The organism is Geodermatophilus sp. URMC 62, assembly GCF_052931475.1.
The window spans coordinates 1,732,532-1,755,340 of record NZ_JBRFHY010000001.1; the positions used below are offsets into that span (position 1 = coordinate 1,732,532).

The window sequence follows — 22,809 nt, forward strand, 5'->3', positions numbered from 1 at the left end:
ACACAGGGACGGTGAGCCGTCGCGTCCTCGTCGTCGACAACTTCGACAGCTTCGTCTACAACCTGGTGCAGTACCTGGGCCAGCTGGGCGTGGAGTGCGTCGTGCGGCGCAACGACGCCGTCGGCGTCGACGAGCTGGCCGACCTCGACGTCGCCGGGGTGCTGCTGTCCCCCGGCCCCGGGACCCCCGCCGGCGCCGGCGTGACCGTGCCGATGGTGCGGGCGGCCGCGGAGGCCGGCACGCCGGTGCTCGGCGTGTGCCTCGGCCACCAGGCCGTCGCGGAGGCCTTCGGTGCCGAGGTGGTGCGCGCGCCGGAGCTGCTGCACGGCAAGACCAGCGAGGTGGTGCACGACGGTGTCGGCGTGCTGGCGGGATTGCCCTCGCCGTTCACGGCCACCCGCTACCACTCGCTGGCCGTCGACCGGACGACCGTGCCCGCCGAGCTGGAGGTCACCGGGACGACCCCGTCGGGGATCGTGATGGCGCTGCGGCACCGGGAGCTGCCCGTCGAGGGCGTGCAGTTCCACCCCGAGTCGGTGCTCACCCAGGGCGGGCACCGGATGCTGGCCACCTGGCTCGAGGCCTGCGGCCTGGCACCGGACCCGGACGTCGTCGAGGCCGCCGCGGCCGGCGCCCGCCGGCTCTCCGCCGCCGCCGGCTGAGCTCCCTGACCCCGCGACGCCACGAGGGCCCCCTCCCGTCCGGGAGGGGGCCCTCGTCGTGCGCTGCGCCGGATCAGGCCGGGGTGTTCGGGTCGCCGTCGACGCCGCCCCCGGTGGTGTTGTTGCCGGTGCCGCTGCCACCCCCGGTGTTGCTGCCGCTGCCGTTGCCGTTGCCGGTCCCGTCGTCGGGCGCCTCGCGGTAGACGATCAGCGTGACCTGCCCGTCGGGCGCCACCGTCTGACCCGGCTGCGGATCGCTCCCGGCCACCGTGCCCACGGTCTGGCCCTCCTCGGCCGCCACGTCCTGCACGGTGATCCTCCCGGTGAAGCCGGCCTGGGCCAGTGCCTGCCGGGCGGCCTGCTCGGTCGCGCCGACGACGGCCCGCGGGATGGTGACCTCGGCGAGGCCGCCGGACACCTGCAGCGTGATCTGCTCGTCGGCCGAGGCCTGCGTGTCGGCGGCCGGGTCGCTGGAGACGACGGTGCCGGCGGGCTGGTCGGAGTCGACCTCCTCGGTGCCCACCCGGGTGAAGCCGGCCGTGCTGAGCGTGTCGCGGGCGGTGGCCTCGTCCTGGCCGGTGACGTCGGGCAGCGCGGCGTCGCCGTCGGAGACCTGCAGCGTGAAGTCGGTGTCCGGGGCGGCCTGCGAGCCCTGACCCGGGTCGGCGGCGACGACGGTGTTCTCGTCCTCGAGGGAGTCGACCTGGTCGGTGTTGACGTTCCCCGTGAAACCGGCGTTGCGCAGCGCGGTCTGGGCGTCGTCGGCATCGAGGTTGACGATCGGTGGCACCGTCAGGGTGTCGGGTCCGGCGCCCACCACCAGGGCGACCTCGCTGTCGCGGTCGACCCGCGCGCCGCCGGCGGGGTCGGTGCTGAGCACCAGGCCCTCCTGCTCGGCGCTGCTGGCCTCGGTGGTGACCTGCCCGACGGTCAGGCCGGCCTCCTCGAGCTGGCTGCGGGCCGCCTGCTCCTGCTGGTCCACCACGTCCGGCACGGACACCTGCGTGGTCGTGGCCGCGGGCTCCCCGTCGGAGCTGTTCACCAGCAGCGCCACCCCGACCACCGCGCCGATCAGCACCAGCGCGCCGACCGTGAGCGCGATCAGCCGGTTGCGCCTGCGCCGGCGGGCCGCCGCGTCGTCGTCCCAGCCGTCCTCGCCGCCGGGGAAGCCGGGCGTGACGCCGAGGATGGTGGTCTTCTCCTCGTCGCCCATGACCGGCGTGGCCTCGACCCGCTGCCCGGCCAGCGAGCGGAGCAGGTCGTTGCGCATGTCGGCGGCCGACTGGTAGCGGTTGGCCGGGTTCTTGGACAGCGCCTTGAGCAGGATCGCGTCGAGGTCGGCCGGGATCGCCGGGTTCACCGACGACGGCAGCCGCGGGTCCTCCCGGACGTGCTGGTAGGCCACCGAGACGGGGGAGTCACCGGTGAACGGCGGCGCCCCGGTGACCAGCTCGTAGAGCAGGCACCCGACGGAGTAGACGTCGGAGCGGGCGTCGACGGCCTCGCCGCGGGCCTGCTCGGGGGAGAGGTACTGCGCGGTGCCGATCACCGCGGCCGTGGAGGTCATCGTCGCGGCGGAGTCCGACACCGCGCGGGCGATGCCGAAGTCCATGACCTTGACGGTGCCCTGGGGCGTGATCATCACGTTCCCGGGCTTGACGTCGCGGTGCACGATGCCGTTGCGGTGGCTGAAGTCCAGCGCGGCGCAGATGTCGGCGGCCAGGCTCATCGCCCGCTCGGGCCGGAGCACGCCCTCGCGGCGGAGGACGTCGCGCAGCGTCTCGCCCTCGACGTACTCCATGACGATGTAGGGCGTCGCCCCCGTCGTCGTCCGGTCCTCGCCGGTGTCGTAGACGGACACGATCGCGGGGTGGTTCAGCGACGCGGCGGCCTGCGCCTCGCGCCGGAACCGCACCTGGAACGAGGGGTCGCGGGCGAGGTCGCTGCGCAGGACCTTGACCGCGACCTCCCGGCCCAGGCGCAGGTCGCGTCCGCGGTGGACCTCCGCCATGCCGCCACGGCCGAGCACCCCGCCGATCTCGTAGCGCTCGCCGAGCACCTGGGGGGTGGTCATCGGGAGTCCTCTCGAGCGGTGCGCTGGCGCGCGGCGGGCGGGCCCGGGCACGGGAGAGCGCCGGGGACGGACCCCTTCCCGGCGGGCAGCGTAACGGCCGGGCTGCCCGATCCCGGGACGGCGCGGTGGAGCGGTGTCACTCCGTCGGGCCCTCCGCTGCGGTCCCCCGGGCGGCGGGCGAGGAGGCGTCCGCCCCCGCGCCGTCGCCGCGGCCGGTGTTGCCGGTGCCGTTGTTCGCCGTCGGCACGGGAGGCGTCACCGCCGAGGGGGCCGGCGCGGACTGGCCGGGCTGGGTGCTCGCGGAGCTGCTCGTCGGCGCCGCGCTCGTGGTGGGCGGCGCCGTGGTGGTCGGGGCGGTCGTCTGCGGCGCCTGGGTCTGGTCGTCGTTGCCGTTCCCGTTGCCCTGACCGCCGTTGCCGTTGCCGTTCCCGTTCCCCTGACCGCCGTTGCCGTTGCCGTTGTCGGTGCCGCTGTCGCCCTGGTCGCCGTCCTCGGTCTGCTCGCTCGAGCCGCCGTCCTGGGTCTCCTCGGGCGTGTACCCGTCGACCGCGACGGTCAGGGTGACCACGGAGCCCGGTGCCACGGAGGTGCCCGACGGGTCGATCCCGGCGACGTCGTTGGGGTCGAGCTCCACGCCCAGGGCCTGCAGCTGCGCGTCGGTGGCCTCCGTGCGCTCCACCGTGAGGCCCTGCCCGGTCAGGTCGGCCTCGACGTCGTCGGCGTCCTCGCCGATGTAGTCCGACGCCGCGCCGATGGCCACCTGCTGCGCCGCCGCGCTCGTCGCCCCGGAGGACGGCGCGCTGGTGGTGGTCGCGTCGGTGGCGGTGCCGGCGTCGTCGCCGCTGCCGCCCGGGAGGAGGAAGAAGGCGCCGAGCACCAGGCCGGCCACCAGCAGGGCGGCGACGAGCCACAGCCACCGGCGGTTGCCGCGGCGCCGGTCGTCGCGCCGGTCGCTGCGCCGGGGCCGCGGCGGTGCGGCCGGCGCGTCGTCCCAGCCGCGGTCGTCCTCGTCGTCGACCGGCGGGCCCTGCAGCGGCGGCATGGTCCGCGGACCGGCCGCGTGCCGCCCCCCGGTGCGCGGACCCGCGGCCGCCGCGGCGGCACCGGCGGCGGCCCCCGCGGCCGCGCCGGTGACCGGACCGCCGAAGACGCGCGTGCCGTCGCCGCCGACCTCCGGGATCACCTCGGTGGCGGCGGCCGCGATCCCGGTGGCCGCCGTCGCCGCGGGGGCCGCTCCCCCGCCCTGGGCGACCGCCCGGACCGCGGCGGCGAAGTCCGCGCCGTCGGTGAACCGGTCGTGGGGGTCCTTGGCCAGCGCGCGCCCGATGAGCTGGCGCACCGCGGGCGGGATGTCGGCGGGCAGCGGGGGTGGCGGCCGGTTGATGTGCGCCAGCGCGATGGCGACCTGGGAGGTGCCGTCGAAGGGCCGCCCGCCGGTGAGGCACTCGTAGCCGACGACGCCGAGGGAGTAGACGTCGGAGGCGGCGGTCACCTCCATGCCCTGGGCCTGCTCGGGCGAGAGGTACTGGGCGGTGCCCACGACCATCCCGGTGCGGGTGAGCGGCGTGGCGTCGCGGGTGCGGGCGATGCCGAAGTCGGTCAGCTTGACCACGCCGTCGGGCCGCACGATGAGGTTGCCCGGCTTGATGTCGCGGTGGACGACGCCCGCGGCGTGCGCAGCCGACAGCCCGTCGGCGGCCTGGCCGAGCACGTGCAGCGTCCAGTCGACCGGCAGCGAGCCCTCCTCGTGGAGGATCTGCACGAGCGGCTTGCCCTCGACCAGCTCCATGACGAGGAAGGCCAGCTGGCCGGGGCCGTCGGCGGTCGTCTCGCCGTAGTCGTAGACCGAGGCGATGTTCGGGTGCGACAGGGCCGCGGTGTGCCGGGCCTCGTTGCGGAACCGGGCCACGAAGCTCGGGTCGCCGGTGTACTCGCTGCGCAGGACCTTCGCGGCCACGATCCGGTCGAGCACGCGGTCGCGGGCGCGCCAGACCTCGCCCATGCCGCCGGTCGCGATCGGCTCGGTGATCTCGTAGCGGCCGGCCAGGACGGTGCCGGTGGACAGGGCCATCAGCCCCCCTGACCCTCGAGGTAGGCCTCGATCACCTCGCGGGCGATCGGTGCGGAGGTGTCGCCTCCGGTACCCCCGCCGTTGGCCACGAACACCGCGACGGCGATCTGCGGGTCGTCGGCCGGGGCGAAGCCGATGAACCAGTTGTGGTCGGGCACGTCCGGGGCGACCTGCGCGGTGCCGGTCTTGCCGGCCACCGCGACGCCCGGGATGCGCGCGGCGCGTCCGCTGCCGTTGGCCACGACGCTCTCCATCATCTCCGTCAGCTGGCCGGCCACCTCGGCGCTCACCGGCTCGGAGAGCTCCTCCGGGTCGGCCCGGTCGATGACCGTGAGGTCGGGGGCGCGCACCTGGTCGACCAGGTAGGGCGTCATCAGGGTCCCGTCGTTCGCCACGGCGGCGGCGACCATCGCCGCCTGCAGCGGGGTCATCCGGACGTCGCGCTGGCCGATCGAGCTCTGGCCGAGCGCCGCCTCGCTCTCGATGTCACCGACGCTGCTGCCGGCGGTCTCCAGCGGGATCTGCAGGCCCTCGCCGGTCATGCCGAAGGCCTCGGCCATCTCCCGCACCCGGTCCTCGCCGAGGTCGATGCCCAGCTGGGCGAAGGCGGTGTTGCAGGAGATGGTCAGCGCGTCGATCAGCGACTGCTCCTGGCTGCTGCTGCACGAGGAGTTGCCGAAGTTGCGCAGCTGGGTGGTGGTGCCCGGCAGGGTCAGGGTGTCGGGGGCCGGGATGACCGTGTCGGGGGTGTACTCCCCGCTCGCCAGCGCCGCCGCCGACACGATGACCTTGAACACCGAGCCGGGCGGGTAGTTGTCCTGGATCGCCCGGTTCAGCCGCGGGTCGGCGTCCATCGCGTCGAGCTCGGCGGCGTAGGCGCGGATGGCGTCGGGGTCGTGGCTGGACAGCTGCGCCGGGTCGTAGGTGGGCGTGCTGGCCATGCCGAGCACCGCGCCGGTGGCGGGGTCGAGCGCCACGACGGCGCCGGTGACGCCCTCGAGCCCGGCCATCGCGGCCTCCTGGACGCCGGCGTCGAGGGTCAGGACGACGTCGCCGCCGGCCGGGTCGCGGCCGGTGAACAGGTCGGCCAGCCGCCGGGTGAACAGCCGGGCGTCGGAGCCGGCGAGCACGTCGTTGGCCGCCTTCTCCATCTGCCAGCTGTTGTAGAGCAGCGAGTAGTAACCGGTGACCGCAGCGTACGTGGGGCCCTGCGGGTACTGGCGCAGGTACTTCAGCGTGTCCTGGGTGGGCGTGGACAGCGCCACCTCGGTGCCGTCGACGACCATCGAGCCGCGCTCGCGGGAGTACTCCTCGGTGAGCACCCGGGTGTTGCCGGTGTCCTCGCGCAGCTCGTCGGAGCGCACGACCTGGATGACGTTGACGTTGACGATCAGCAGCGTGAACAGGACCAGCACGCTGATGGCGACGCGGCGCAGGGGGGCGTTCACGGCGTCACCACCTCGGTGGGCGCCTCGCCGATCGCCGGCTTCGGCGGTGCGGGCGGGGCGGCCGGGCGGCGCGCGGCGTCGCTGATCCGCACCAGGACCGCCACCAGCCCGAAGTTGGCCACCAGCGACGAGCCGCCGTAGGCGACGAAGGGGGTGGTCAGGCCGGTCAGCGGCAGCAGGCCGGTGACGCCGCCGAGGACGACGAACAGCTGCCAGGCGATGGCGAAGGACAGCCCGCCGGCCAGCAGCTTGCCGAAGGCGTCGCGCACGACCAGCGAGGTGCGCAGGCCGCGCTCGACCAGGATGAGGTAGACCACGATGATCGCGACCAGGCCGAACAGGCCCAGCTCCTCGCCGAGCGCGGCGGCGATGAAGTCGCTCTTGGCCACCGGCACCTGGTCGGGCCGCCCGCCGCCGAGCCCGGCGCCGAACAGCCCGCCGGTGCCCAGGCCGAACAGCGACTGGACCAGCTGGTAGCCGCCCTCGTCGCGGTAGGCGAAGGGGTCCAGCCAGGTGTCCACGCGCACCCGCACGTGCCCGAAGACCTGGTAGGCGAGGAACGCGCCGCCGGCGAACAGGGCCAGGCCGATGAGCAGCCAGCTGGCGCGCTCCGTGGCGACGTAGAGCATCACCACGAAGATGCCGAACAGCAGCAGCGAGCTGCCCAGGTCGCGCTCGAAGACCAGCACGAGGATCGACAGCGCCCAGGCGACCAGCACCGGGCCCAGGTCGCGGGCCCGCGGGATCTCCAGGCCCACGACCCGGCGGCTGGCCAGCGCGAGCACGTCGCGCTTGTCGACCAGGTAGGAGGCGAAGAAGACGATCAGGCAGATCTTGGCGAACTCGCCGGGCTGGATGCTGAAGCCGGCGACGCGGATCCAGATCTTGGCGCCGTAGACCTCCGAGATCGAGGCGGGCAGCACGGCGGGCAGCGCGAGCAGGACCAGCCCGACCAGCGCGAGGGTGTAGGCGAAACGGGACAGCAGCCGGTGGTCGCGCAGGACGACCAGCACGGCGATGAACAGGCCGGAGCCCACGGTCGCCCACAGCAGCTGCACCGGCGCGTCCTCGCCCCCTGCGGTGCCGCCCTGCTCACCGGCGAGGTCGAGGCGGTGGATCATGGTCAGCCCCAGGCCGCAGAGCAGCGCGACCGCGGGCAGCAGCAGGGGGTCGGCGTAGGGCGCGAACCGGCGGACGACGAGGTGCAGCACCGCCCACAGCGCGGCGAACCAGCTGCCGAAGGTGACCAGCTCCGCGCGCAGCGAGCCGGTGACGGTGAGGTCGACGATGCACTGCGCCGCGAGCGTGATGAGGACGGCGAAGCCCAGCAGCGCCAGCTCGGTGTTGCGCCGCGTGGGGGTGGCCGTGCCCGGCGCCGCCGAGCGGGGGTCGGTCGTGGGGCCGCCGATCACTCCGCCTCCCGGCACTCGACTCCGGGCTCGGGCGTCGCCGCCGACGTCGACGAGGCCGCGGTGGTCGTCGGGACGGTGGGAGTCGGGGCGGCCGTGCCGGGCGCGGGCGCCGCGCCGGTCTCGGGCGCGGGCAGGGCGCCGTCGGGCAGCGGCAGCGAGGGTGCGGCGGGCGGCTCGGGGGAGGGGGACGCCGACGCCGCGGCGGCCGCGGTGGAGGGGCACTCCGGGAGCGCGGCGTCGTGCAGGTCGGCGACGATGCGCTGGGCGTCGGCGGCGTCGCCGGCGTCGATGCCCTGCCGGACGCTGTTCTGGTCGTAGGAGCTCAGGTCGTCCAGCGTGATGTCGGTGACGTCGTCGACCCGGTAGAGGTCCAGGCCCAGCAGATCGGTGTTGAACCCGCGGAAGACGGCCACCCGGTCGCTGTCGTCGGCGGCCGCGACCCCGACGAACCAGTGGGTGAGCACCCACAGCCAGGTGGCGATCCCGCCGGCCACCAGGACCAGAACCGTCCCCACAGCGAGGAACAGCCGCCGCCGAGGGCGGCGGCGGTCGGGGGGTGCGGCGGCCGTGGGTGCTGTCGGCGGGGGTGGTGGAGCCGGTGGCGGGTCGGCCAGCGCGGCCCGCCCGGCCGCCGATCGGGGGTCCACCTCGCGCTGTCCGCGGTTGTCCCCGGCGGCGCCGTCGACGACCGGCTCGATGAGGATGCCCGAGCCGTTGTCCTCGACGACGTCGGCGACGATCACGGTGATGTTGTCCGGCCCGCCGCTGCGCAGCGCCAGCTCGATGAGCCGGTCGGCGGTCGACTGCGGGTCGGGGTCCTTGAGGGCCTCGGCGAGGGTCTCCTCGCTCACGACGCCGGAGAGGCCGTCGGAGCACAGCAGGTAGCGGTCGCCGGCCCGGGCCTCGCGCATGGACAGGTCGGGGTCGACGTCCTGGCCGTTGAGCGCCCGCAGCAGCAGCGAGCGCTGCGGGTGGTGGTTGGCCTCCTCGGGGGTGATGCGCCCGTCGTCGATGAGGGTCTGCACGAACGTGTCGTCGTGGGTGATCTGCTGCAGCACGCCGTCGCGCAGCAGGTAGGCCCGCGAGTCGCCGACGTGGCAGAGGGCCAGCCGGCCGCCGGCGAACAGGACGGCGGTGAGCGTGGTGCCCATGCCCTCCAGCTGCGGCGACTCGCGGATCACCTCGCGCAGGTGCTCGCTGCCGTCGAACACCGCCGCGCGCAGCGCCTGCAGCATGTCGCCGGAGGGCGCGTCGTCGTCGAGGTGCTCGAGGGCCGCGATGACCACCTTGCTGGCGACGTCGCCGGCCGCGTGTCCCCCCATGCCGTCGGCCACGGCCAGCAGCCGGGGCCCGGCGTAGACCGAGTCCTGGTTGTTGCCGCGGACCAGACCGCGGTCGGAACGGGCGGCGTAGCGCAGCGCGAGACTCATCGGACCCTGCTCACGTCTGGACTGCCGCTCCCCCTGGTCGTCGTCACCGCAGCTCCAGGGCGGTCTGGCCGATGCGGATCGGCTGGCCCGGAGCCACGAGCAGCGGGCCCTGCACCCGCTGCTGGTCGAGGTAGGTGCCGTTGGTGGAACCCAGGTCCTCGACGTACCACTGTCCACCACGGTTGGTCAGTCGCGCGTGCCGGGAGCTGGCGAAGTCGTCGGTGAGCACGAGGGTGGAGTCGTCGGCGCGGCCGATGAGGATCGGCTGCTCGCCCAGGGTGATCTTGGTGCCGGTCAGCGGGCCGGCGGTCACCACCAGCGTGCGCGGGCCGCGGCCGCGCTTGCGGCCGGGGGCGGCCGCCCGCGGCGGCACCGAGGCCACCCGCCCGGCGCGGCCGCCGAACAGGTCGGCGCGCACCACGCGGAACGCGGCGAAGATGAACAGCCACAGCAGCAGCAGGAAGCCGAAGCGGAAGACCTGCAGGACGATCTCGGCGGTCACGGCCGGCTCCCGCTGCTGTGCACACCCGGGAGGTCGCTCACGTGCCGTCCTGCCGGTACACCAGGACCGAGTGGCCGATGCGGATGACGTCGCCGTCGGCGAGCGCCTGCCGGGTGATCTTCCGCCCGTTGACCAGCGTGCCGTTGGTCGAGCCGAGGTCCTCGGCGAAGGCGGTGCCGCCGTCGAGCACGACGTCGACGTGCTTGCGGCTCACCCCGGTGTCGGGGAGCCGGATGTCGGCGTCGGTGCCGCGGCCGATGACGTTGCGGCCGGTGGTCAGCTCGTGCCGCGTCCCCGGCCCGTCGACGACGAGCACGTGCGTGACACCGGGCTTCGTGCCGGCGCGGCCGACCATCGACGGGTGCTGCTTGCCGGTGTCGGTGGCCACCCGGCCGCGCAGCGGCGGCAGCGGCGGGACGGCGCCCGAGCCGGTCACCGGCGGCGGGGCGGGGGGCACCGCGGTGGCGTCGGCCCGGGAGGCCGGCCGAGCGGGGTCGGCCACGTGCGAGCTGACCTCGAACACCCCGGTGGGCAGGTCCTCGTCGCGCTCGAGGCGCACCTGGACCTCGTCGAAGACCTGCCAGCCCTCGCCCTGGATGTGCTCGGCGACCATGTCGGCGAGCTCGGCGGCGAGCTGACCGGACCACTCGGCGAGGTTCTCGTAGTCGGTGGGGCCCAGCTTCACGTCGTAGACGTTGGGTGCGAGGACCCGGCCCTCCCCGAGCACCGAGCGCTGCTCGTCGGCCTCGCGCTGCAGCGACTTGGCGATCTCGGCAGGATGGACCTTGCCCTTGAAGATGCGCGCGAAGGCGAAGCCGACCATGCCCTCGAGTCGTCGCTCGAAGCGCTGCAGCACGCCCACAGTCGCTCCTCCACGCTCGCCCGGACCGGTGACACTCCCGATGATCGTAGCCGGGTGACGGTGCCGCGACCGGCCAGGAACGCGTGACGCCCCGGGGCGGGTCCGCCCGGTCCGCCGTCCCCTGCCGGGAGCCCGCACGGCCCGTGCGGCGCCGCCCGACCCCTGCGCCGGCCTGCGCCCGGTGGCTGCTACTGTCCTTCCTCGCCAGGGCAAGTGGCGGAATGGCAGACGCGCACGGTTCAGGTCCGTGTGTCCGAGAGGACGTGGGGGTTCAACTCCCCCCTTGCCCACACCACCACGACGGCCCCCGGGGATCCCCGGGGGCCGTTCGCGTTCCCGGCTCGGTGTGTCGCGGCTCAGGCGGTGCCGGCGGTCTCCTGGAGGAAGGCGGCCGAGTCGTAGTACGTGCGGACGCCGGTGAGCTTGCCGTCGTCGGAGCCGTCGCCCTCGATGACGGTCACGCCGCGGTAGGTGAAGGGCTTGCCGCTGCTCAGGGTGCCGCGCGACTCCCACTCCAGCGCGGCGGTCTTCTCCCCGACGGTGCTCGAGGTGAACGTCGTCTCCAGGTCACCGAAGACGTTGCGGTAGTCCTCCCAGAACCGGCGGGCACCCTCGGGGCCGTGGGCCTCGTGGGTCTGGTTGAGCTTGACCAGGTCGGCGTCCTCACCGGTCAGGTCGACCATGGGCTGCGGATCGCGCTCGGCGTCGAGGTGGTGCAGGGCGTCGGTGAAGCGCTCGGTGAGCGTGTGCACGGGGTCCTCCCGGGGTGGGCTGCGGTCCCCCTGGGGCTACCCGGCCGGTCGCGGACGCACCCGCACCGGATCTCAGGCGGTCAGCCGCCGCCGGTCGTCGTCCCGGCCGCGGCGCTCGCCGAGCGTGCGCGCCAGCAGGACGACGCCCCAGGGGCCGAGCACCCACACCGGCCACGGGTACTGCAGGTCGCCGGTGGCCAGCATCGACACCAGCCAGATGCCGACGACGATGACCGCGGTGGTCAGCCAGCCGGTCCAGGCGGCGCGCAGGTCGTGCCCCCAGGCGCCGTGCCAGGCGCCGGCGTGGACGGCCTGGTGGACCGGCGACCGCCGCGGCTCGGTGCGGGCCGGCCGGGGGAGGTCGGCGGTGAGCTCGGCCAGCTCGCCGTAGGTGCGGGCGGCGGAGGCGCGCGCCGCCCGGTCCTCGTACTCGGCCAGGTCCAGCCGGCCGTCGGCGAGGGACCGGTCCAGGGTCGTCGCGACGGCGGCGCGGTCGGTGTCGCTGGCGCGCAGGTGCGGCTCGGGCATCTCGGGCTCCTCGTCAGGCGGTGTGGCCCGAGTCTTTCCCGCGGTGGTGGCCGCCACCATTGACAGACGTCACGGATCCGCCGTGCGTCCTGCACCCTCAGCCGTTGGCGGGGGTGGCCTCCTTCGCCAGGTGCTTGCCGATGACCATGCGCTGGATCTGGTTGGTGCCCTCGAAGATCTGCATGACCTTGGCCTCGCGCATGTAGCGCTCGGTCGGGTGGTCGCGGGTGTAGCCGGCGCCGCCGAGGACCTGGACGGCGTCGGTGGTGACCGTCATCGCGGCGTCGGTGGCGACGAGCTTGGCGATGCTGGCCTGCCGCGAGTACGGGAGGCCGGCGTCCTTGCGGCGGGCGGCGACCAGGTAGGTGGCGCGGGCGGACTCGACGGCGGCGGCCATGTCGGCGAGCAGGAAGGCGAGGCCCTGGTGGTCGACGATCCGCCGGCCGAAGGCCTCGCGCTCGCAGGCGTAGGCGACGGCGACGTCGAGGGCGGACTGGGCCAGGCCCACGGCGACGGCGCTGACCCCCAGCCGGCCGGAGTCCAGGGCCGACAGCGCGATGGCCAGGCCGCGGCCGGGCTCGCCGACCATCCGGCCGGCCGGGACGGCGACGTCGTCGAGGCGCATGGCGGCGGTGGTGGAGCCGGTGAGGCCCATCTTCTGCTCGGGGGGCGCGGCGCCGAACCCGGGCAGGTCGGGGGTGAGGTGGAAGCAGGAGATGGCGCGGTCGCCGTCGTCGGGGGTGCGCAGGAAGGTGGAGTAGAAGTCGGCGCGTCCGCCGTGGGTGACCCACGCCTTCTCCCCGGTGGCGACCCAGCCCTCGCCGTCGCGGACGGCGCGGGCGCGCATCGCGGCGGGGTCGGAGCCGGCGTGCGCCTCGGACAGGCAGTAGGCGCCGAGCAGCCGGCCGCCGACCATGGCGGGCAGCCACTGCTCGCGCTGCTCGGGAGTGCCGAAGCGGTCGACCGGGCCGCAGGCGAGGGTGTGCACGCTGACGCCCAGGGCCACGCTGGCCCAGCGCATGGCCAGCTCCTCGACCACCTGCAGGTAGACGGCGTAGGGCTGGCCGCCGCCGCCGACGTCCTCACCGAAGGGCAGGCCCAGCAGGCCGGCCTCGCCGAGCGTGGCGAACACCTCCCGCGGGAAGCGCTCCTCGCGCTCGTACTCCGCGGCCCGCGGCGCCAGCTCGGCGTCGGCCAGCTCGCGGGTGAGCGCGATCAGGTCGGCGGCCTCCTGCGTGGGCAGCTCCCGGTCGACGGCCACGGTGTCCCCCTCGGTGCGGACGGTTCGACAGTACCGAGGACGATACCGCAGTACGGTCCTGCGTCCAGGCGCATGCTGTCGGACCGGGAGGTGCGGTGACGACGACGGACAGCGGTGAGCGGCAGCTGACCGCCCGGCAGGCGCAGCTGCTCGATCAGCTCGAGGAGCTCTTCCTCGCCGAGGGCTTCGCCCGCTTCACCCTCGAGGACCTCGCCGTCCGGCTGCACTGCTCGAAGACGACGCTGTACGCGCTGGCCGACAGCAAGGAGCAGCTCGCCGTCCGGGTGGTGCGGCACTTCTTCCGGCGGGCCACCGAGGCGGTCGAGGCGCGGACCGCGGGGGAGGGTGACCCCGCCCGGCGGGTGACCGCCTACCTCGAGGCGGTGGCACGGGCGCTGACACCGGCGTCGCGGGCCTTCCACCGCGACCTGGAGGCCTTCCCGCCGGCGCGGGCGGTGTACGAGCACAACACCGCCGTCGCCGCGCAGCGGGTGAGCTCGCTGATCACCGACGGCGTGGCCGCCGGGCGGTTCCGGGAGGTGAACGCGGCCCTGGTGGCCGACACCGTCACCACGCTGATGCTGCGCATCGGCCGTGGGGACACCGCCCGCGCCACCGGCCTGGACGACGCCGCCGCCTACCGGGAGCTGGCCGCGCTGCTGCTGCACGGCATCAGCCGGTGACCTGAGCCTTCCTGCCCCGCCCCGCGCTGGCCGGGCGCCGTGACCGTCGTCCCGCCCGGCGTAACGATCGGCCCGAGCCGGACATGAGGGGGTGTGGTCGCGATGCACGGGCCGCCGCCGGCCACCGACGACCCGCCCGTGTCCGCGGAGGAACGCCTCGAGGCGGCCTACCGCGCCTCGGGCACCGCCGTGCTGGGCTACGCGCTGCGGCGGGCGGCGTCCCGGGAGGACGCGCTCGACGTCGTGGCCGAGACCTTCGCGACCGCCTGGCGGCGGCGGGCCGACCTGCCACCGGCGGACGACGAGGTCCGGCCGTGGCTGTTCGGCATCGCCCGCCTGTGCCTGGCCAACGCCGCCCGCAGCAGCCGGCGCGCCCACCGCCTGGGGGAGCGGCTGGCGGAGGCGATGACCGACGTCGTCGTGCCCGACCCGGCGGCGGCGCACGAGGACGGCGCACAGCTCCGGCTGGTGCGCGAGGCCCTCGGCCGGCTCTCCGCCGAGGACCGGGAGCTGGTCACGCTGGTGGCCTGGGAGGGCCTCACCCCCGCGCAGGCCGCCGTCGCCCTCGGCATCGCGCCCGGCACCGCTCGGGTCCGGCTGCACCGGGCGCGGACGAGGCTCCGCGCGTTCCTCGGTACGCCCGACGACGTCCAGGAGGGCGACCGTGACCACTGACCGAGAGCTGGACGTCCTGCTCGCCGGTGCGGCCGGGGTGCGCGACGCCGACCTGCCCGACCTGCCCGAGGAGTTCCTCGACCTGGTGACGGCCGACGCCGGCCTGTCGCTCGTGGCGGACGAGCCGGCGTCGGTGGTGGCCGCGCGCCAGCTGGTCGCCGACGCGCAGGCGGCCCGCGGCACACCCCGGCGGCGCCCGCACCGGAGGACGCTCGTCCGCGCCACGACGGCGGTGCTCGTCCTCGCGGCGGCGTGGACGACGGCCGTCCTGGTGGGCTCGCCGGCGACGCCGGCCGGACCCACGGCCACGCCGACCGCCACGACCCCGGGTCATGGCATCGCACTGGTGGCGGCCGAGGAGGTCACGTTCCCGCTGTCCCTGGCCGAGGTGCCCGACGGCCTGACACCCCTGTTCAGCCGCCGCGGCGGGCTGCCGCGGTACGGGAGCACGCCGGCGTTCTTCGTCGCCGACTACGAGCCGACGTCCCTGGTGTCCGGGGACACCGGTCCCGCGGTGGCCGACCCGGGGCGGGTCCTGCTCGGTGTCTACCCCGAGGACCCGCGGTCGTCGGAGGAGTACGGCTTCCGGCCGGAGGGGGACCCCACCGGGACGGTGACGGTCCAGGGCGCCGAGGCCACCGTGTGGCGCGAGCGGGGGACCGTCAGCCTGCTGTGGCAGCGGCCGGACGGGCGGTGGGTCTCGCTGGTGGGGGAGGGCGCCCAGGCCGACACCGCGACACTCGTCGGGCTGGGCGGGTCGATCGTCGACCGGCCGCAGCCCGTGGGCCTGCAGTTCGGGCTGGCGCCGGCCGGCTGGTCGGTCGGCGGCTACGAGGAGAGCCGGAGCCTGGACCTGGTCAGCGACACCGACCCCGACTCTCTGCTGCGGCTGAGCCTCGTCGGCCCGCAGTACGCCGGCACGCTCGACGAGTTGCTGGAGGGGACCCCGCTGGCCGGCCCGCCGGAGCCGGTGACGGTCCAGGGGCTGCCGGGTCTGCTCGCCGCCGGCCGCGACGCGGGCGGTCCGGGCTCCTGGACGCTGGCCGGCCGGCTCCCGAACGGCCGGTGCTTCCTGCTGCTGGCGCCGCAGGAGCTGACCCAGGACCAGGTGCTGCAGATCGGAGAGCAGGTGACCGCGGACTCCTGACCGCGGACTCCTGACCGCGCACGTCGACCCTCCCGCCGTTCCACGTGCAACGGCGGGAGGGTGCGGGACTGCGGGGTCGGGGGTGCGCTCAGGCGGCGGGTTGCAGGAGTGGTGGTCCGGTGCGGATCTCAGTGCCGTCGGGGCGCCAGGTGCGCCATCGGCCGTCCGGTTGTCGTTCGATGCGGAAGCCGTGGTGGACTTTGGTGTGGTGCCGCTCGCACAGCAGGGCGGAGTTGTCCAGGTTCGTCTCGCCGCCGTCGAGCCAGTGCACCAGGTGGTGCACCTCCGCCCACCAGGTCGGGGCGTCGCACCCGGTGAACACGCACCCGCCGTCGCGCAGCTCCACCGCGCGCCGCAGGTGGCGGTCGGCGAGGCGCTGTTCGCGGCCGAGGTCGAGGGGTGCCCCGTCGGGGCCGAACACGACTCGGCTCACGGTGCTGTCGCAGGCCAGCCAGCGGGCGCGGGCGGCAGAGATGGTCGCGCCGAAGCCCATCCGCCCCGTCGCGGGGCCGGTGGCCGGGCCGGCCAGGTCGTCGAGGTCGATGACGACGGCGACGTGTGGCTTCACCGTGCGCAGCGTGGGGAGAGTGCCGGCGGCGAGGGCGTTGTCGGCCAGCTGCACGAGGGCGTCGGCCTGCTGCTGGGCGCGGGTGCGATCGTCGCCGGCGCACCGGCCGGCCTGCACCAGCGACTCCAGCGCCGCCTGCAGCTTCTCCCCGCCGATCGCGTCGAGCTCCCCGCGGAGGGACAGCGACCCGTCGGCGTGCCGGGCCATGGACAACCGGCGGCTCTCGGTGGGGTCGGGCTCGGGTCCGTCGGGGTCGAGCCGGGCGAGGTAGCCGGCGACGACCTCGGTGAGCTCCTTGTGCGGCTTGGCGGCGGCCACCACGGCCAGTGCGGCGTCGACTTCCCCGAGGTCGACGTCCTGCGCGGCGGCCTTCGCCGCGTTCTCCGGAGCGACGATCGGCGCGATGGCGGCGACCTGCTCGCCGGTCACCGCCCCGGCCGAGAAGGCACCCTCGACCGCGGGCAGCTGTTCCAGCGCCCGGCCCGTCGTCACCAGCCGGGCAGCGGCAGCGGAGGAGACGTGTCCGTGCCCGCGCAGCCACGACGCCATGCTCTTCAGCCCGTCGTGCTCGGCGGCCTGGGCCAGCTCCCCCTGTCGCACTGTCCGGGCCAAGAGCGCGGCCAGCTTGTTGCTGGCCGTCAGCAGCATTCGCAGGCGGGCGTTGAGCTGCGGGCCGAACACGACGGTCAGGTCGTCGTCGGCGAGGGCGTCGATGACCGCCAGTAGCTCGTCCACGACACCTCCCGATCCGTTCGAACACCTGTGCGAAGAATATCGCAGTCGACAGGCCCTGGCCACCTGAATTCGCAGGTCAGAGCTCCGTCCACAGATCCGCCGGACCGCTTCACGTGAGTGGGAGAGCGTGACTGTGGACGACCGCAGGAACAGCCCGAGCGCTGCTCGAGGCGCCGCTACCGCGAGTCGGCGGGACGCGGACCGTCGGTGGGGTGGGGCAGGCTGCGACCACCGTCCCGACGTCCAGGAGGTCCGTGTGGGCACCGTCGTCCGCATCCCGTTCGACGTGACCGGCTTCGAGCCCGAGCCGCTGGCGCTCGGCGAGCCCGGCCCGGTCGCCTTCGGGCGGGTGACGCTGCGCAAGACCTTCTCCGGCGCCCTCACCGGCACCAGCGTGGTGACCATGACGTCGGTCAGCGTCGGGGAGACGCCCGCCGGCTACACCGCCGTCGAGCTGATCACCGGCGCGCTGGACGGTCGCGCCGGCACCGTCGTCCTGCAGCACAGCGGCGTGGTCGACGGGGCGGACTCCCGGGCGTCCGGCGTAGTGCTGCCCGGCACCGGCACGGGGGAGCTGGCCGGGCTGCGCGGCACGGTCGAGCTCACCCACGACGAGTCCGGTGCCGTCCTCGTACTCGACTACGAGCTGGGCTGACCGCCACCGGGTGTGGTGGGCTGCCTGACATGAGCATCCCGCCGATGACCGCCTGGCCGACCACCGAGCCGGCCGACGTCGAACTGGTCAGCGGCGACGCGCGGCTCGCCGTCGACCTGCGGGGCGGCGGGCTGCGCGCGCTGACCGCCGGCGGGTGGGACGTCCTCGACGGCTACCCGGCCGGCACCGTCCCCGTCGGGCGGCGTGGCGGCGTCCTGCTGCCCTGGCCCAACCGGCTGCGCGACGGGCGGTGGACGTGGGAGGGCCGGCAGCTGCAGCTCGACGTCGCCGCCCCCGGCAAGCCCGCCGCGCACGGGCTGGTCACCTGGCAGCGGTGGGAGGTGCTGGCCCGCCACTCCGACGCGCTCACCGTGGGCACCGTCGTCGAGGCACGGCCGGGCTACCCGTTCCGGCTGGCCGCCGCCGTCGACACCCTGCTGGCCCCCGACCGGCTCACCGTCACCGTGCGCGTGCGCAACGCCGGCGACCGCCCGGCGCCGTTCGGCGCCGGCATGCACCCCTACCTGTCGGTCGGCGCCACCGGGGACGGCGGGATCGGCGACGCCGAGCTCACCGTCCCCGCCCGCACCGCGCTCGACCTCGACGGCGGCCTGCCCACCGGCACCCGCCGTCCCTTCGACGGCGCCGTCGGCCGGATCGGCGACCGGGCGCTGGACGACGCCGTCACCGACCTCGAGCGCGACGGCGACGGCTGGGCCCGGGTGCGGCTCCGGGGCAGCGCCGGTGAGCTCGAGCTCGCCGTCGACCGCGCGTGGCCGTGGCTGCAGGTCTACAGCGGCGACACCCTCCCCGAGGGCCAGCGCCGCCGCAGCCTCGCCGTCGAGCCGATGACCTGCCCGCCCAACGCGCTCGCCGACGGCGTCGACCTGGTCGTCCTCGACCCGGCCGAGACGTGGTCGGGCACGTGGACCCTCACCTGGACGGGAGCCTGACGTGCGCGTGCAGGAGCTGTGGCGCTACCCGGTCAAGTCGCTGCAGGGCGAGCGGGTCGACGCCGCCGACGTCGGGCCGGAGGGCCTGACCGGCGACCGGCAGTGGGCGCTGTTCGACCGGTCCACCGGCCTGGGCCTCACCGCCCGCCGGGTGCCCGACCTGCTGTTCGCGGCGGCCCGGCTGCGCGACGACGGCGGGGTGGACGTCGTGCTGCCCGACGGCACGGTCACCGCCGACGACGCCGTCCTGTCCGGCTGGCTCGGCCGGCCGGTGACCCTGCGCGCGGCCGGGGCCGAGCGCGGCCCGCGGCTGTACGAGGTCCCGGCGGTGGACGACGAGGACGACGAGGGCGACTGGGAGGCCTTCGAGGGCGCGCGCGGGGCCTTCCACGACAGCTCCGGCATCCGGGTCTCGCTCGTCTCCACCGGCACGCTGGGCGCCTGGGACCGGCGGCGGTTTCGGTCCAACGTGCTGCTGGCCGGCGACGGCGAGGACGGGCTGGTCGGGACGACGGTCCGGCTGGGGACGGCGGTGCTCGACGTCGTCGGGCCGGTGAGCCGCTGCGTCATGGTCACCCGGCCCCAGCCCGGCGGCATCGGCCGCGACACCTCGGTGCTCAGGACCATCCACCGTGAGCGCGACGGGGACCTGGCGATTGGCGCGCTGGTGCCCGTCCCGGGCCGGGTGGCCGTCGGCGACGCGCTCACGCCGGCCTGAAGGCACCATGGCCGGGTGCGCACCGTCGAGCTCCGTCCCGGTGAGGAGTCCATCCGCCTCGGCCAGCTGCTCAAGCTGGTCGACGCCGTCCCCACCGGCGCCCAGGTGAAGGACGTGCTGGTCACCGGCGCGGTCCGGGTCAACGGGGAGGCCGAGGACCGCCGCGGCCGGCAGGTCCGCCGCGGCGACGTCGTGTCCATCGAGGGCGCCGAGGACGTGCGCGTCGCGTGAGTTCCACGTGGAACCGGGCCGAGGGGGCGACCGCCGGGGACGACGGCGTCCCGCTGCCGCTGGCGGTGCCGCGCTGGCCCGAGGACGCGCCGGCCGGGCCCGACTTCGCCGCCGTCCGCGCGGAGTTCGACGTCCCCGAGGACTTCCCGCCCGAGGTGCTGGCCGAGGCCGAGCGGGCGGCCGCGGCCCCCGACCTGCCGGAGCTCGACGCCACCGAGCTGCCGCTGGTGACCGTGGACCCCGCGGGCAGCCGCGACCTCGACCAGGCGGTGCACCTGCAGCGCGAGGCCGGCGGCTACCTGGTCAGCTACGCCATCGCCGACGTCGGCGCGGTCGTGCGCCCCGGCGGCGCGCTCGACGCCGAGGCCCGACGCCGCGGCCAGACCCTGTACAGCCCCGACCGGCGCGTGCCGCTGCACCCGCCGGTGCTGAGCGAGGGCGCGGCCAGCCTGCTGCCCGGCCAGGTGCGTGCCGCCGCCCTGTGGACCATCCGGCTCGACGCCGACGGCGAGGTCCGCGCGGTCGACCTGCGCCGTGCCCGGGTCCGCAGCCGGGCGCAGCTCGCCTACGCCGACGTCCAGGCGCAGGCCGACGCCGGCACGCTGCCCGACCCGATCGCCCTGCTGCCCGAGCTCGGAGCGCTGCTCGAGCGGGCCGCGGCCGCCCGCGGCGCGATCGAGCTGGGCACCCCCGAGCAGCAGGTCGTCCGGACCGACGGCGGCGGCTGGACGCTGGTCGCCCGCAGCGACCTGCCGGTCGAGGGGTGGAACGCCCAGATCTCGCTGCTGACCGGCCGCGTCGCCGCCGGGCTCATGCTCGACGGCGGCGTCGGCCTGCTGCGCACGCTGCCGCCGGCCCGGCCCGAGGACGTCGCCCGGCTGCGCCGGCTGGCGCCCGCGCTCGGCGTCGACTGGCCGGCCGGCGCGGGCCCCGGGCAGGTGCTCGCCGGCCTCGACGTCACCGACGCCCGGCACGCGGCCTTCCTCGAGGAGGCGGCGGCCCTGCTGCGCGGCGCGGCCTACACCGCGTTCGACGGCGTCGCGCCCGAGCAGACCGGCCACGCGGGGGTCGGGGCGCCCTACGCCCACGTGACCGCGCCGCTGCGCCGGCTGGCCGACCGGTTCGCCACCGAGGTGTGCCTGGCGCTGGCCGCCGACACCGTGCCCGATCCCGCCGTCCGGGCCGCGCTGCCGGAGCTGCCGGCGCTCATGGCCGCCTCCGACCGGCGCACCCGGGCGGTGGAGCGCGCCGCCGTCGACGCCACCGAGGCCTGGCTGCTCGCCGGCCGCGAGGGCGCGCTGTTCGATGCGGTGGTGGTGGACGCCGACGGCGACCGGGGCACCGTCGTCCTGCAGGAGCTGGCCATCCGGGCCCGCTGCACCGGGGCCGGGCTGCGGGCCGGCTCGCGGGTGCGGGTCCGCCTGGCGGAGGCCGACGTCGACCGGCGGACGGTGCGTTTCTCGGTGGAGGGGGAGTGATGGCCGAGCCGTACCTGGCCGAGCGGCTGCAGGGTTTCGGGACGACGGTCTTCGCCGAGATGAGCGCGCTGGCGGTGGCCACCGGCTCGATCAACCTGGGGCAGGGCTTCCCCGACACCCCCGGCCCGGCCGAGGTGCTCGACGTCGCCCGCGCGGCGATCGGCACCGCAGCCGACCAGTACCCGCCCGGCCCCGGCACCCCGGAGCTGCGCACCGCCGTCGCCGCGCACGTGGCGCGCTTCCGCGGCCTGACCTACGACCCCGACACGGAGGTCCTGGTGACCGCCGGCGCCACCGAGGCGCTCACCGCGGCGCTGCTCGCGCTGGTCGAGCCCGGCGACGAGGTGGTGCTGCTGGAGCCCATGTACGACAGCTACGCCGCCGCGATCGCGATGGCCGGCGGCGTCGTCCGTCCCGTGCCGCTCACCCCGCCACCGGCCGACACCGACGGCGGCGTGTGGACCTTCGACCCCGCGGACCTGCGGGCCGCCGTCACCCCCCGCACCCGCCTGCTGCTGCTCAACACCCCGCACAACCCCACCGGCAAGGTGCTCGACCGCGCCGAGCTGGCCCTGGTCGCCGAGGTGGCGCTGGAGGCCGGGCTGCTGGTGCTCACCGACGAGGTCTACGAGCACCTGGTGTTCGCCGGCGCCGAGCACGTCTCTCTCGCCACGCTGCCCGGCATGCGCGATCGGACGCTGGTCGTCGGCAGCGGCGGCAAGACGTTCAACACGACCGGATGGAAGGTCGGTTGGATCTGCGGCCCGCCGCCGCTGGTGGCCGCCGTCCGGACCGCCAAGCAGTTCCTCACCTACGTCAACGCCGGCCCCTTCCAGCCGGCCATCGCCGCCGGGCTCGGGCTGCCCGACGCCTACTTCACCGGCATCGCCGCCGACCTGCAGCGGCGGCGCGACGTCCTGGTCGCGGGGCTGCGCGGGGCCGGCCTGCCGACGGTCAGCCCGCAGGCGACCTACTTCGCCACCGTCGACGTCCGCGGGGTGCAGCCCGACGGCGACGGCCTGGCGTTCTGCCGCGAGCTGCCCGCGCGGGCCGGCGTGGTCGCCGTCCCGTCGGTGGTCTTCTACACGCGCGGGCACGCCGACCTCGGCCGCCCGCTGGTGCGCTTCGCCTTCTGCAAGCGCGACGAGGTGCTGGGCGAGGCGGTCGCCCGGTTGGGGAGGATGGCGGCATGAGGATCGGGGTCGTCCAGCACGACATCGTCTGGGAGGACCGGGAGGCGAACTACGCCCGGCTGGCGCCGCAGGTGGCCCGCGCGGCCGCCGCCGGCGCGGAGCTCGTCCTGCTCAGCGAGACCTTCTCGACCGGCTTCTCCATGACGCCGGGCATCGGCGAGCCCGAGGACGGCCCGTCCGCGGGCTTCCTGCGGGCGCAGGCCGCCGAGCACGGCGTCTGGGTGGCCGGCAGCTGCCCGGAGATCGCGCCGGGGGAGGAGCTGCCGTACAACTCGCTCGTGCTGGCCGGGCCCGACGGCACGGTGCACCGCTACCGCAAGCTGCACCCGTTCACCCACGGCGGCGAGGCCGAGCGGTACCTCGGCGGCGACGCACCGGTCAGCCTGGAGATCGGCGGCCTGCGGATCACGCCGTTCATCTGCTACGACCTGCGCTTCGCCGACGCCTTCTGGAGCGCGGCGGAGACCACCGACGTCTACCTGGTGACGGCGAACTGGCCGGCCACCCGCCGCCACCACTGGACGACGCTGCTGCGGGCGCGGGCCATCGAGAACCAGGCCTACGTCGTCGCCTGCAACCGGGTCGGCACCGGCGGCGACGGCATCGAGCACGCCGGCGACAGCCAGGTCATCGACCCGATGGGCGAGCTCCTGGCCACCGCCGCGGGCGGGGAGACCCTCGTGCTGGCCGACGTCGACGCCGCCGAGGTGGCCGCGACCCGCAAGCGCTTCCAGTTCCTCGCCGACCGCTGACGGACCCCGCAGGGGCCGC

The 22,809-nt window shown here is 75.5% G+C and carries 22 protein-coding genes and 1 tRNA gene; 12 read left to right on the forward strand and 11 right to left on the reverse strand.

The genetic code is table 11. From position 1 onward, the window contains the following. The first annotated feature begins 11 nt into the window (after positions 1-11). Positions 12-662, forward strand: a complete 651-nt coding sequence (locus ACU616_RS08280) for an aminodeoxychorismate/anthranilate synthase component II (protein WP_446757994.1) — start codon at positions 12-14, stop codon at positions 660-662. Positions 663-735: 73 nt separating this feature from the next. Here the strand turns inward: ACU616_RS08280 and pknB are convergent, their stop codons facing one another. From pknB to ACU616_RS08315, 7 genes are all read right to left on the reverse strand, one after another. Then, positions 736-2,736, reverse strand: coding sequence for a Stk1 family PASTA domain-containing Ser/Thr kinase (pknB, locus tag ACU616_RS08285; protein ID WP_446757995.1), 2,001 nt, complete (start codon positions 2,734-2,736; stop codon positions 736-738). Positions 2,737-2,872: 136 nt separating this feature from the next. After that, positions 2,873-4,807: a protein kinase domain-containing protein gene (locus tag ACU616_RS08290; protein ID WP_446757996.1), complete on the reverse strand. Its 1,935-nt coding sequence runs from the start codon at positions 4,805-4,807 to the stop codon at positions 2,873-2,875. Next, complete coding sequence (locus tag ACU616_RS08295; protein WP_446757997.1) at positions 4,807-6,255, reverse strand: peptidoglycan D,D-transpeptidase FtsI family protein; 1,449 nt, start codon at positions 6,253-6,255, stop codon at positions 4,807-4,809. The genes ACU616_RS08290 and ACU616_RS08295 overlap by 1 nt, the downstream gene beginning before the upstream one ends. Then, positions 6,252-7,667: an FtsW/RodA/SpoVE family cell cycle protein gene (locus tag ACU616_RS08300; protein ID WP_446757998.1), complete on the reverse strand. Its 1,416-nt coding sequence runs from the start codon at positions 7,665-7,667 to the stop codon at positions 6,252-6,254. Before ACU616_RS08300 ends, ACU616_RS08295 begins: the two co-directional genes overlap by 4 nt. Next, on the reverse strand, positions 7,664-9,097 hold the full coding sequence (locus tag ACU616_RS08305) for a PP2C family protein-serine/threonine phosphatase (RefSeq protein WP_446757999.1): 1,434 nt from the start codon (positions 9,095-9,097) through the stop codon (positions 7,664-7,666). Before ACU616_RS08305 ends, ACU616_RS08300 begins: the two co-directional genes overlap by 4 nt. Before the next feature lie 43 nt (positions 9,098-9,140). Next, on the reverse strand, positions 9,141-9,599 hold the full coding sequence (locus ACU616_RS08310) for an FHA domain-containing protein FhaB/FipA (protein WP_089405435.1): 459 nt from the start codon (positions 9,597-9,599) through the stop codon (positions 9,141-9,143). Positions 9,600-9,636: 37 nt separating this feature from the next. Further along, positions 9,637-10,461, reverse strand: a complete 825-nt coding sequence (locus ACU616_RS08315; RefSeq protein WP_446758000.1) for an FhaA domain-containing protein — start codon at positions 10,459-10,461, stop codon at positions 9,637-9,639. 207 nt (positions 10,462-10,668) lie between these two features. Between ACU616_RS08315 and ACU616_RS08320 the strand changes: the two genes are divergently transcribed. Then, positions 10,669-10,751, forward strand: a tRNA-Leu gene (locus ACU616_RS08320). 66 nt (positions 10,752-10,817) lie between these two features. Here ACU616_RS08320 and ACU616_RS08325 read toward each other — a convergent pair. From ACU616_RS08325 to ACU616_RS08335, 3 genes are all read right to left on the reverse strand, one after another. Further along, a complete protein-coding gene (locus ACU616_RS08325; RefSeq protein WP_446758001.1) occupies positions 10,818-11,213 on the reverse strand; it encodes a nuclear transport factor 2 family protein in 396 nt (131 codons plus the stop codon). Positions 11,214-11,285: 72 nt separating this feature from the next. Further along, on the reverse strand, positions 11,286-11,741 hold the full coding sequence (locus ACU616_RS08330) for a DUF1707 SHOCT-like domain-containing protein (protein WP_446758002.1): 456 nt from the start codon (positions 11,739-11,741) through the stop codon (positions 11,286-11,288). A 97-nt stretch (positions 11,742-11,838) separates the two neighbouring features. Beyond that, entirely contained in the window at positions 11,839-13,002 is a 1,164-nt protein-coding gene (locus tag ACU616_RS08335) for an acyl-CoA dehydrogenase family protein (protein WP_446758003.1), read from the reverse strand. A 95-nt stretch (positions 13,003-13,097) separates the two neighbouring features. Here ACU616_RS08335 and ACU616_RS08340 point away from each other — a divergent pair, with 95 nt between their 5' ends. From ACU616_RS08340 to ACU616_RS08350, 3 genes are all read left to right on the forward strand, one after another. Further along, positions 13,098-13,685, forward strand: coding sequence for a TetR/AcrR family transcriptional regulator (locus ACU616_RS08340; protein ID WP_446758004.1), 588 nt, complete (start codon positions 13,098-13,100; stop codon positions 13,683-13,685). Between the two features lie 102 nt (positions 13,686-13,787). Beyond that, complete coding sequence (locus ACU616_RS08345; protein ID WP_446761461.1) at positions 13,788-14,360, forward strand: RNA polymerase sigma factor; 573 nt, start codon at positions 13,788-13,790, stop codon at positions 14,358-14,360. Beyond that, a complete protein-coding gene (locus tag ACU616_RS08350) occupies positions 14,350-15,507 on the forward strand; it encodes a hypothetical protein (protein WP_446758005.1) in 1,158 nt (385 codons plus the stop codon). Before ACU616_RS08345 ends, ACU616_RS08350 begins: the two co-directional genes overlap by 11 nt. Before the next feature lie 88 nt (positions 15,508-15,595). Here the strand turns inward: ACU616_RS08350 and ACU616_RS08355 are convergent, their stop codons facing one another. Next, a complete protein-coding gene (locus tag ACU616_RS08355; RefSeq protein ID WP_446758006.1) occupies positions 15,596-16,810 on the reverse strand; it encodes a DUF222 domain-containing protein in 1,215 nt (404 codons plus the stop codon). Between the two features lie 256 nt (positions 16,811-17,066). Here ACU616_RS08355 and ACU616_RS08360 point away from each other — a divergent pair, with 256 nt between their 5' ends. The 7 genes from ACU616_RS08360 to ACU616_RS08390 are packed head-to-tail and all read left to right on the forward strand — an operon-like array spanning position 17,067 to position 22,790. Next, positions 17,067-17,465: a DUF3224 domain-containing protein gene (locus ACU616_RS08360; RefSeq protein WP_446758007.1), complete on the forward strand. Its 399-nt coding sequence runs from the start codon at positions 17,067-17,069 to the stop codon at positions 17,463-17,465. A 29-nt stretch (positions 17,466-17,494) separates the two neighbouring features. Beyond that, the gene (locus tag ACU616_RS08365) at positions 17,495-18,418 is read left to right on the forward strand and encodes an aldose epimerase family protein (RefSeq protein WP_446758008.1); all 924 of its coding nucleotides are present in this window, start codon (positions 17,495-17,497) and stop codon (positions 18,416-18,418) included. A gap of 1 nt (position 18,419) precedes the next feature. After that, on the forward strand, positions 18,420-19,136 hold the full coding sequence (locus tag ACU616_RS08370) for an MOSC domain-containing protein (RefSeq protein ID WP_446758009.1): 717 nt from the start codon (positions 18,420-18,422) through the stop codon (positions 19,134-19,136). Positions 19,137-19,151: 15 nt separating this feature from the next. Further along, positions 19,152-19,367: an RNA-binding S4 domain-containing protein gene (locus ACU616_RS08375; RefSeq protein WP_446758010.1), complete on the forward strand. Its 216-nt coding sequence runs from the start codon at positions 19,152-19,154 to the stop codon at positions 19,365-19,367. Further along, a complete protein-coding gene (locus ACU616_RS08380; RefSeq protein WP_446758011.1) occupies positions 19,364-20,845 on the forward strand; it encodes an RNB domain-containing ribonuclease in 1,482 nt (493 codons plus the stop codon). The genes ACU616_RS08375 and ACU616_RS08380 overlap by 4 nt, the downstream gene beginning before the upstream one ends. Then, positions 20,845-22,038 carry a pyridoxal phosphate-dependent aminotransferase gene (locus ACU616_RS08385; RefSeq protein ID WP_446758012.1) on the forward strand — a complete coding sequence of 398 codons (1,194 nt, stop codon included), beginning with the start codon at positions 20,845-20,847 and terminating at the stop codon, positions 22,036-22,038. The genes ACU616_RS08380 and ACU616_RS08385 overlap by 1 nt, the downstream gene beginning before the upstream one ends. Next, entirely contained in the window at positions 22,035-22,790 is a 756-nt protein-coding gene (locus ACU616_RS08390; RefSeq protein ID WP_446758013.1) for a nitrilase-related carbon-nitrogen hydrolase, read from the forward strand. Before ACU616_RS08385 ends, ACU616_RS08390 begins: the two co-directional genes overlap by 4 nt. Positions 22,791-22,809 lie beyond the last annotated feature (19 nt).

Bases quoted from the DNA above. Each gene is read 5' to 3' on its own strand.
- ACU616_RS08365 (WP_446758008.1), top strand. From the start codon at position 17,495: ATGAGCATCCCGCCGATGACCGCCTGGCCGACCACCGAGCCGGCCGAC.
- ACU616_RS08385 (WP_446758012.1), top strand. From the start codon at position 20,845: ATGGCCGAGCCGTACCTGGCCGAGCGGCTGCAGGGTTTCGGGACGACG.
- ACU616_RS08290 (WP_446757996.1), bottom strand. From the start codon at position 4,807: ATGGCCCTGTCCACCGGCACCGTCCTGGCCGGCCGCTACGAGATCACC.
- ACU616_RS08305 (WP_446757999.1), bottom strand. From the start codon at position 9,097: ATGAGTCTCGCGCTGCGCTACGCCGCCCGTTCCGACCGCGGTCTGGTC.
- ACU616_RS08330 (WP_446758002.1), bottom strand. From the start codon at position 11,741: ATGCCCGAGCCGCACCTGCGCGCCAGCGACACCGACCGCGCCGCCGTC.
- ACU616_RS08390 (WP_446758013.1), top strand. From the start codon at position 22,035: ATGAGGATCGGGGTCGTCCAGCACGACATCGTCTGGGAGGACCGGGAG.
- ACU616_RS08345 (WP_446761461.1), top strand. From the start codon at position 13,788: ATGCACGGGCCGCCGCCGGCCACCGACGACCCGCCCGTGTCCGCGGAG.
- pknB (WP_446757995.1), bottom strand. From the start codon at position 2,736: ATGACCACCCCCCAGGTGCTCGGCGAGCGCTACGAGATCGGCGGGGTG.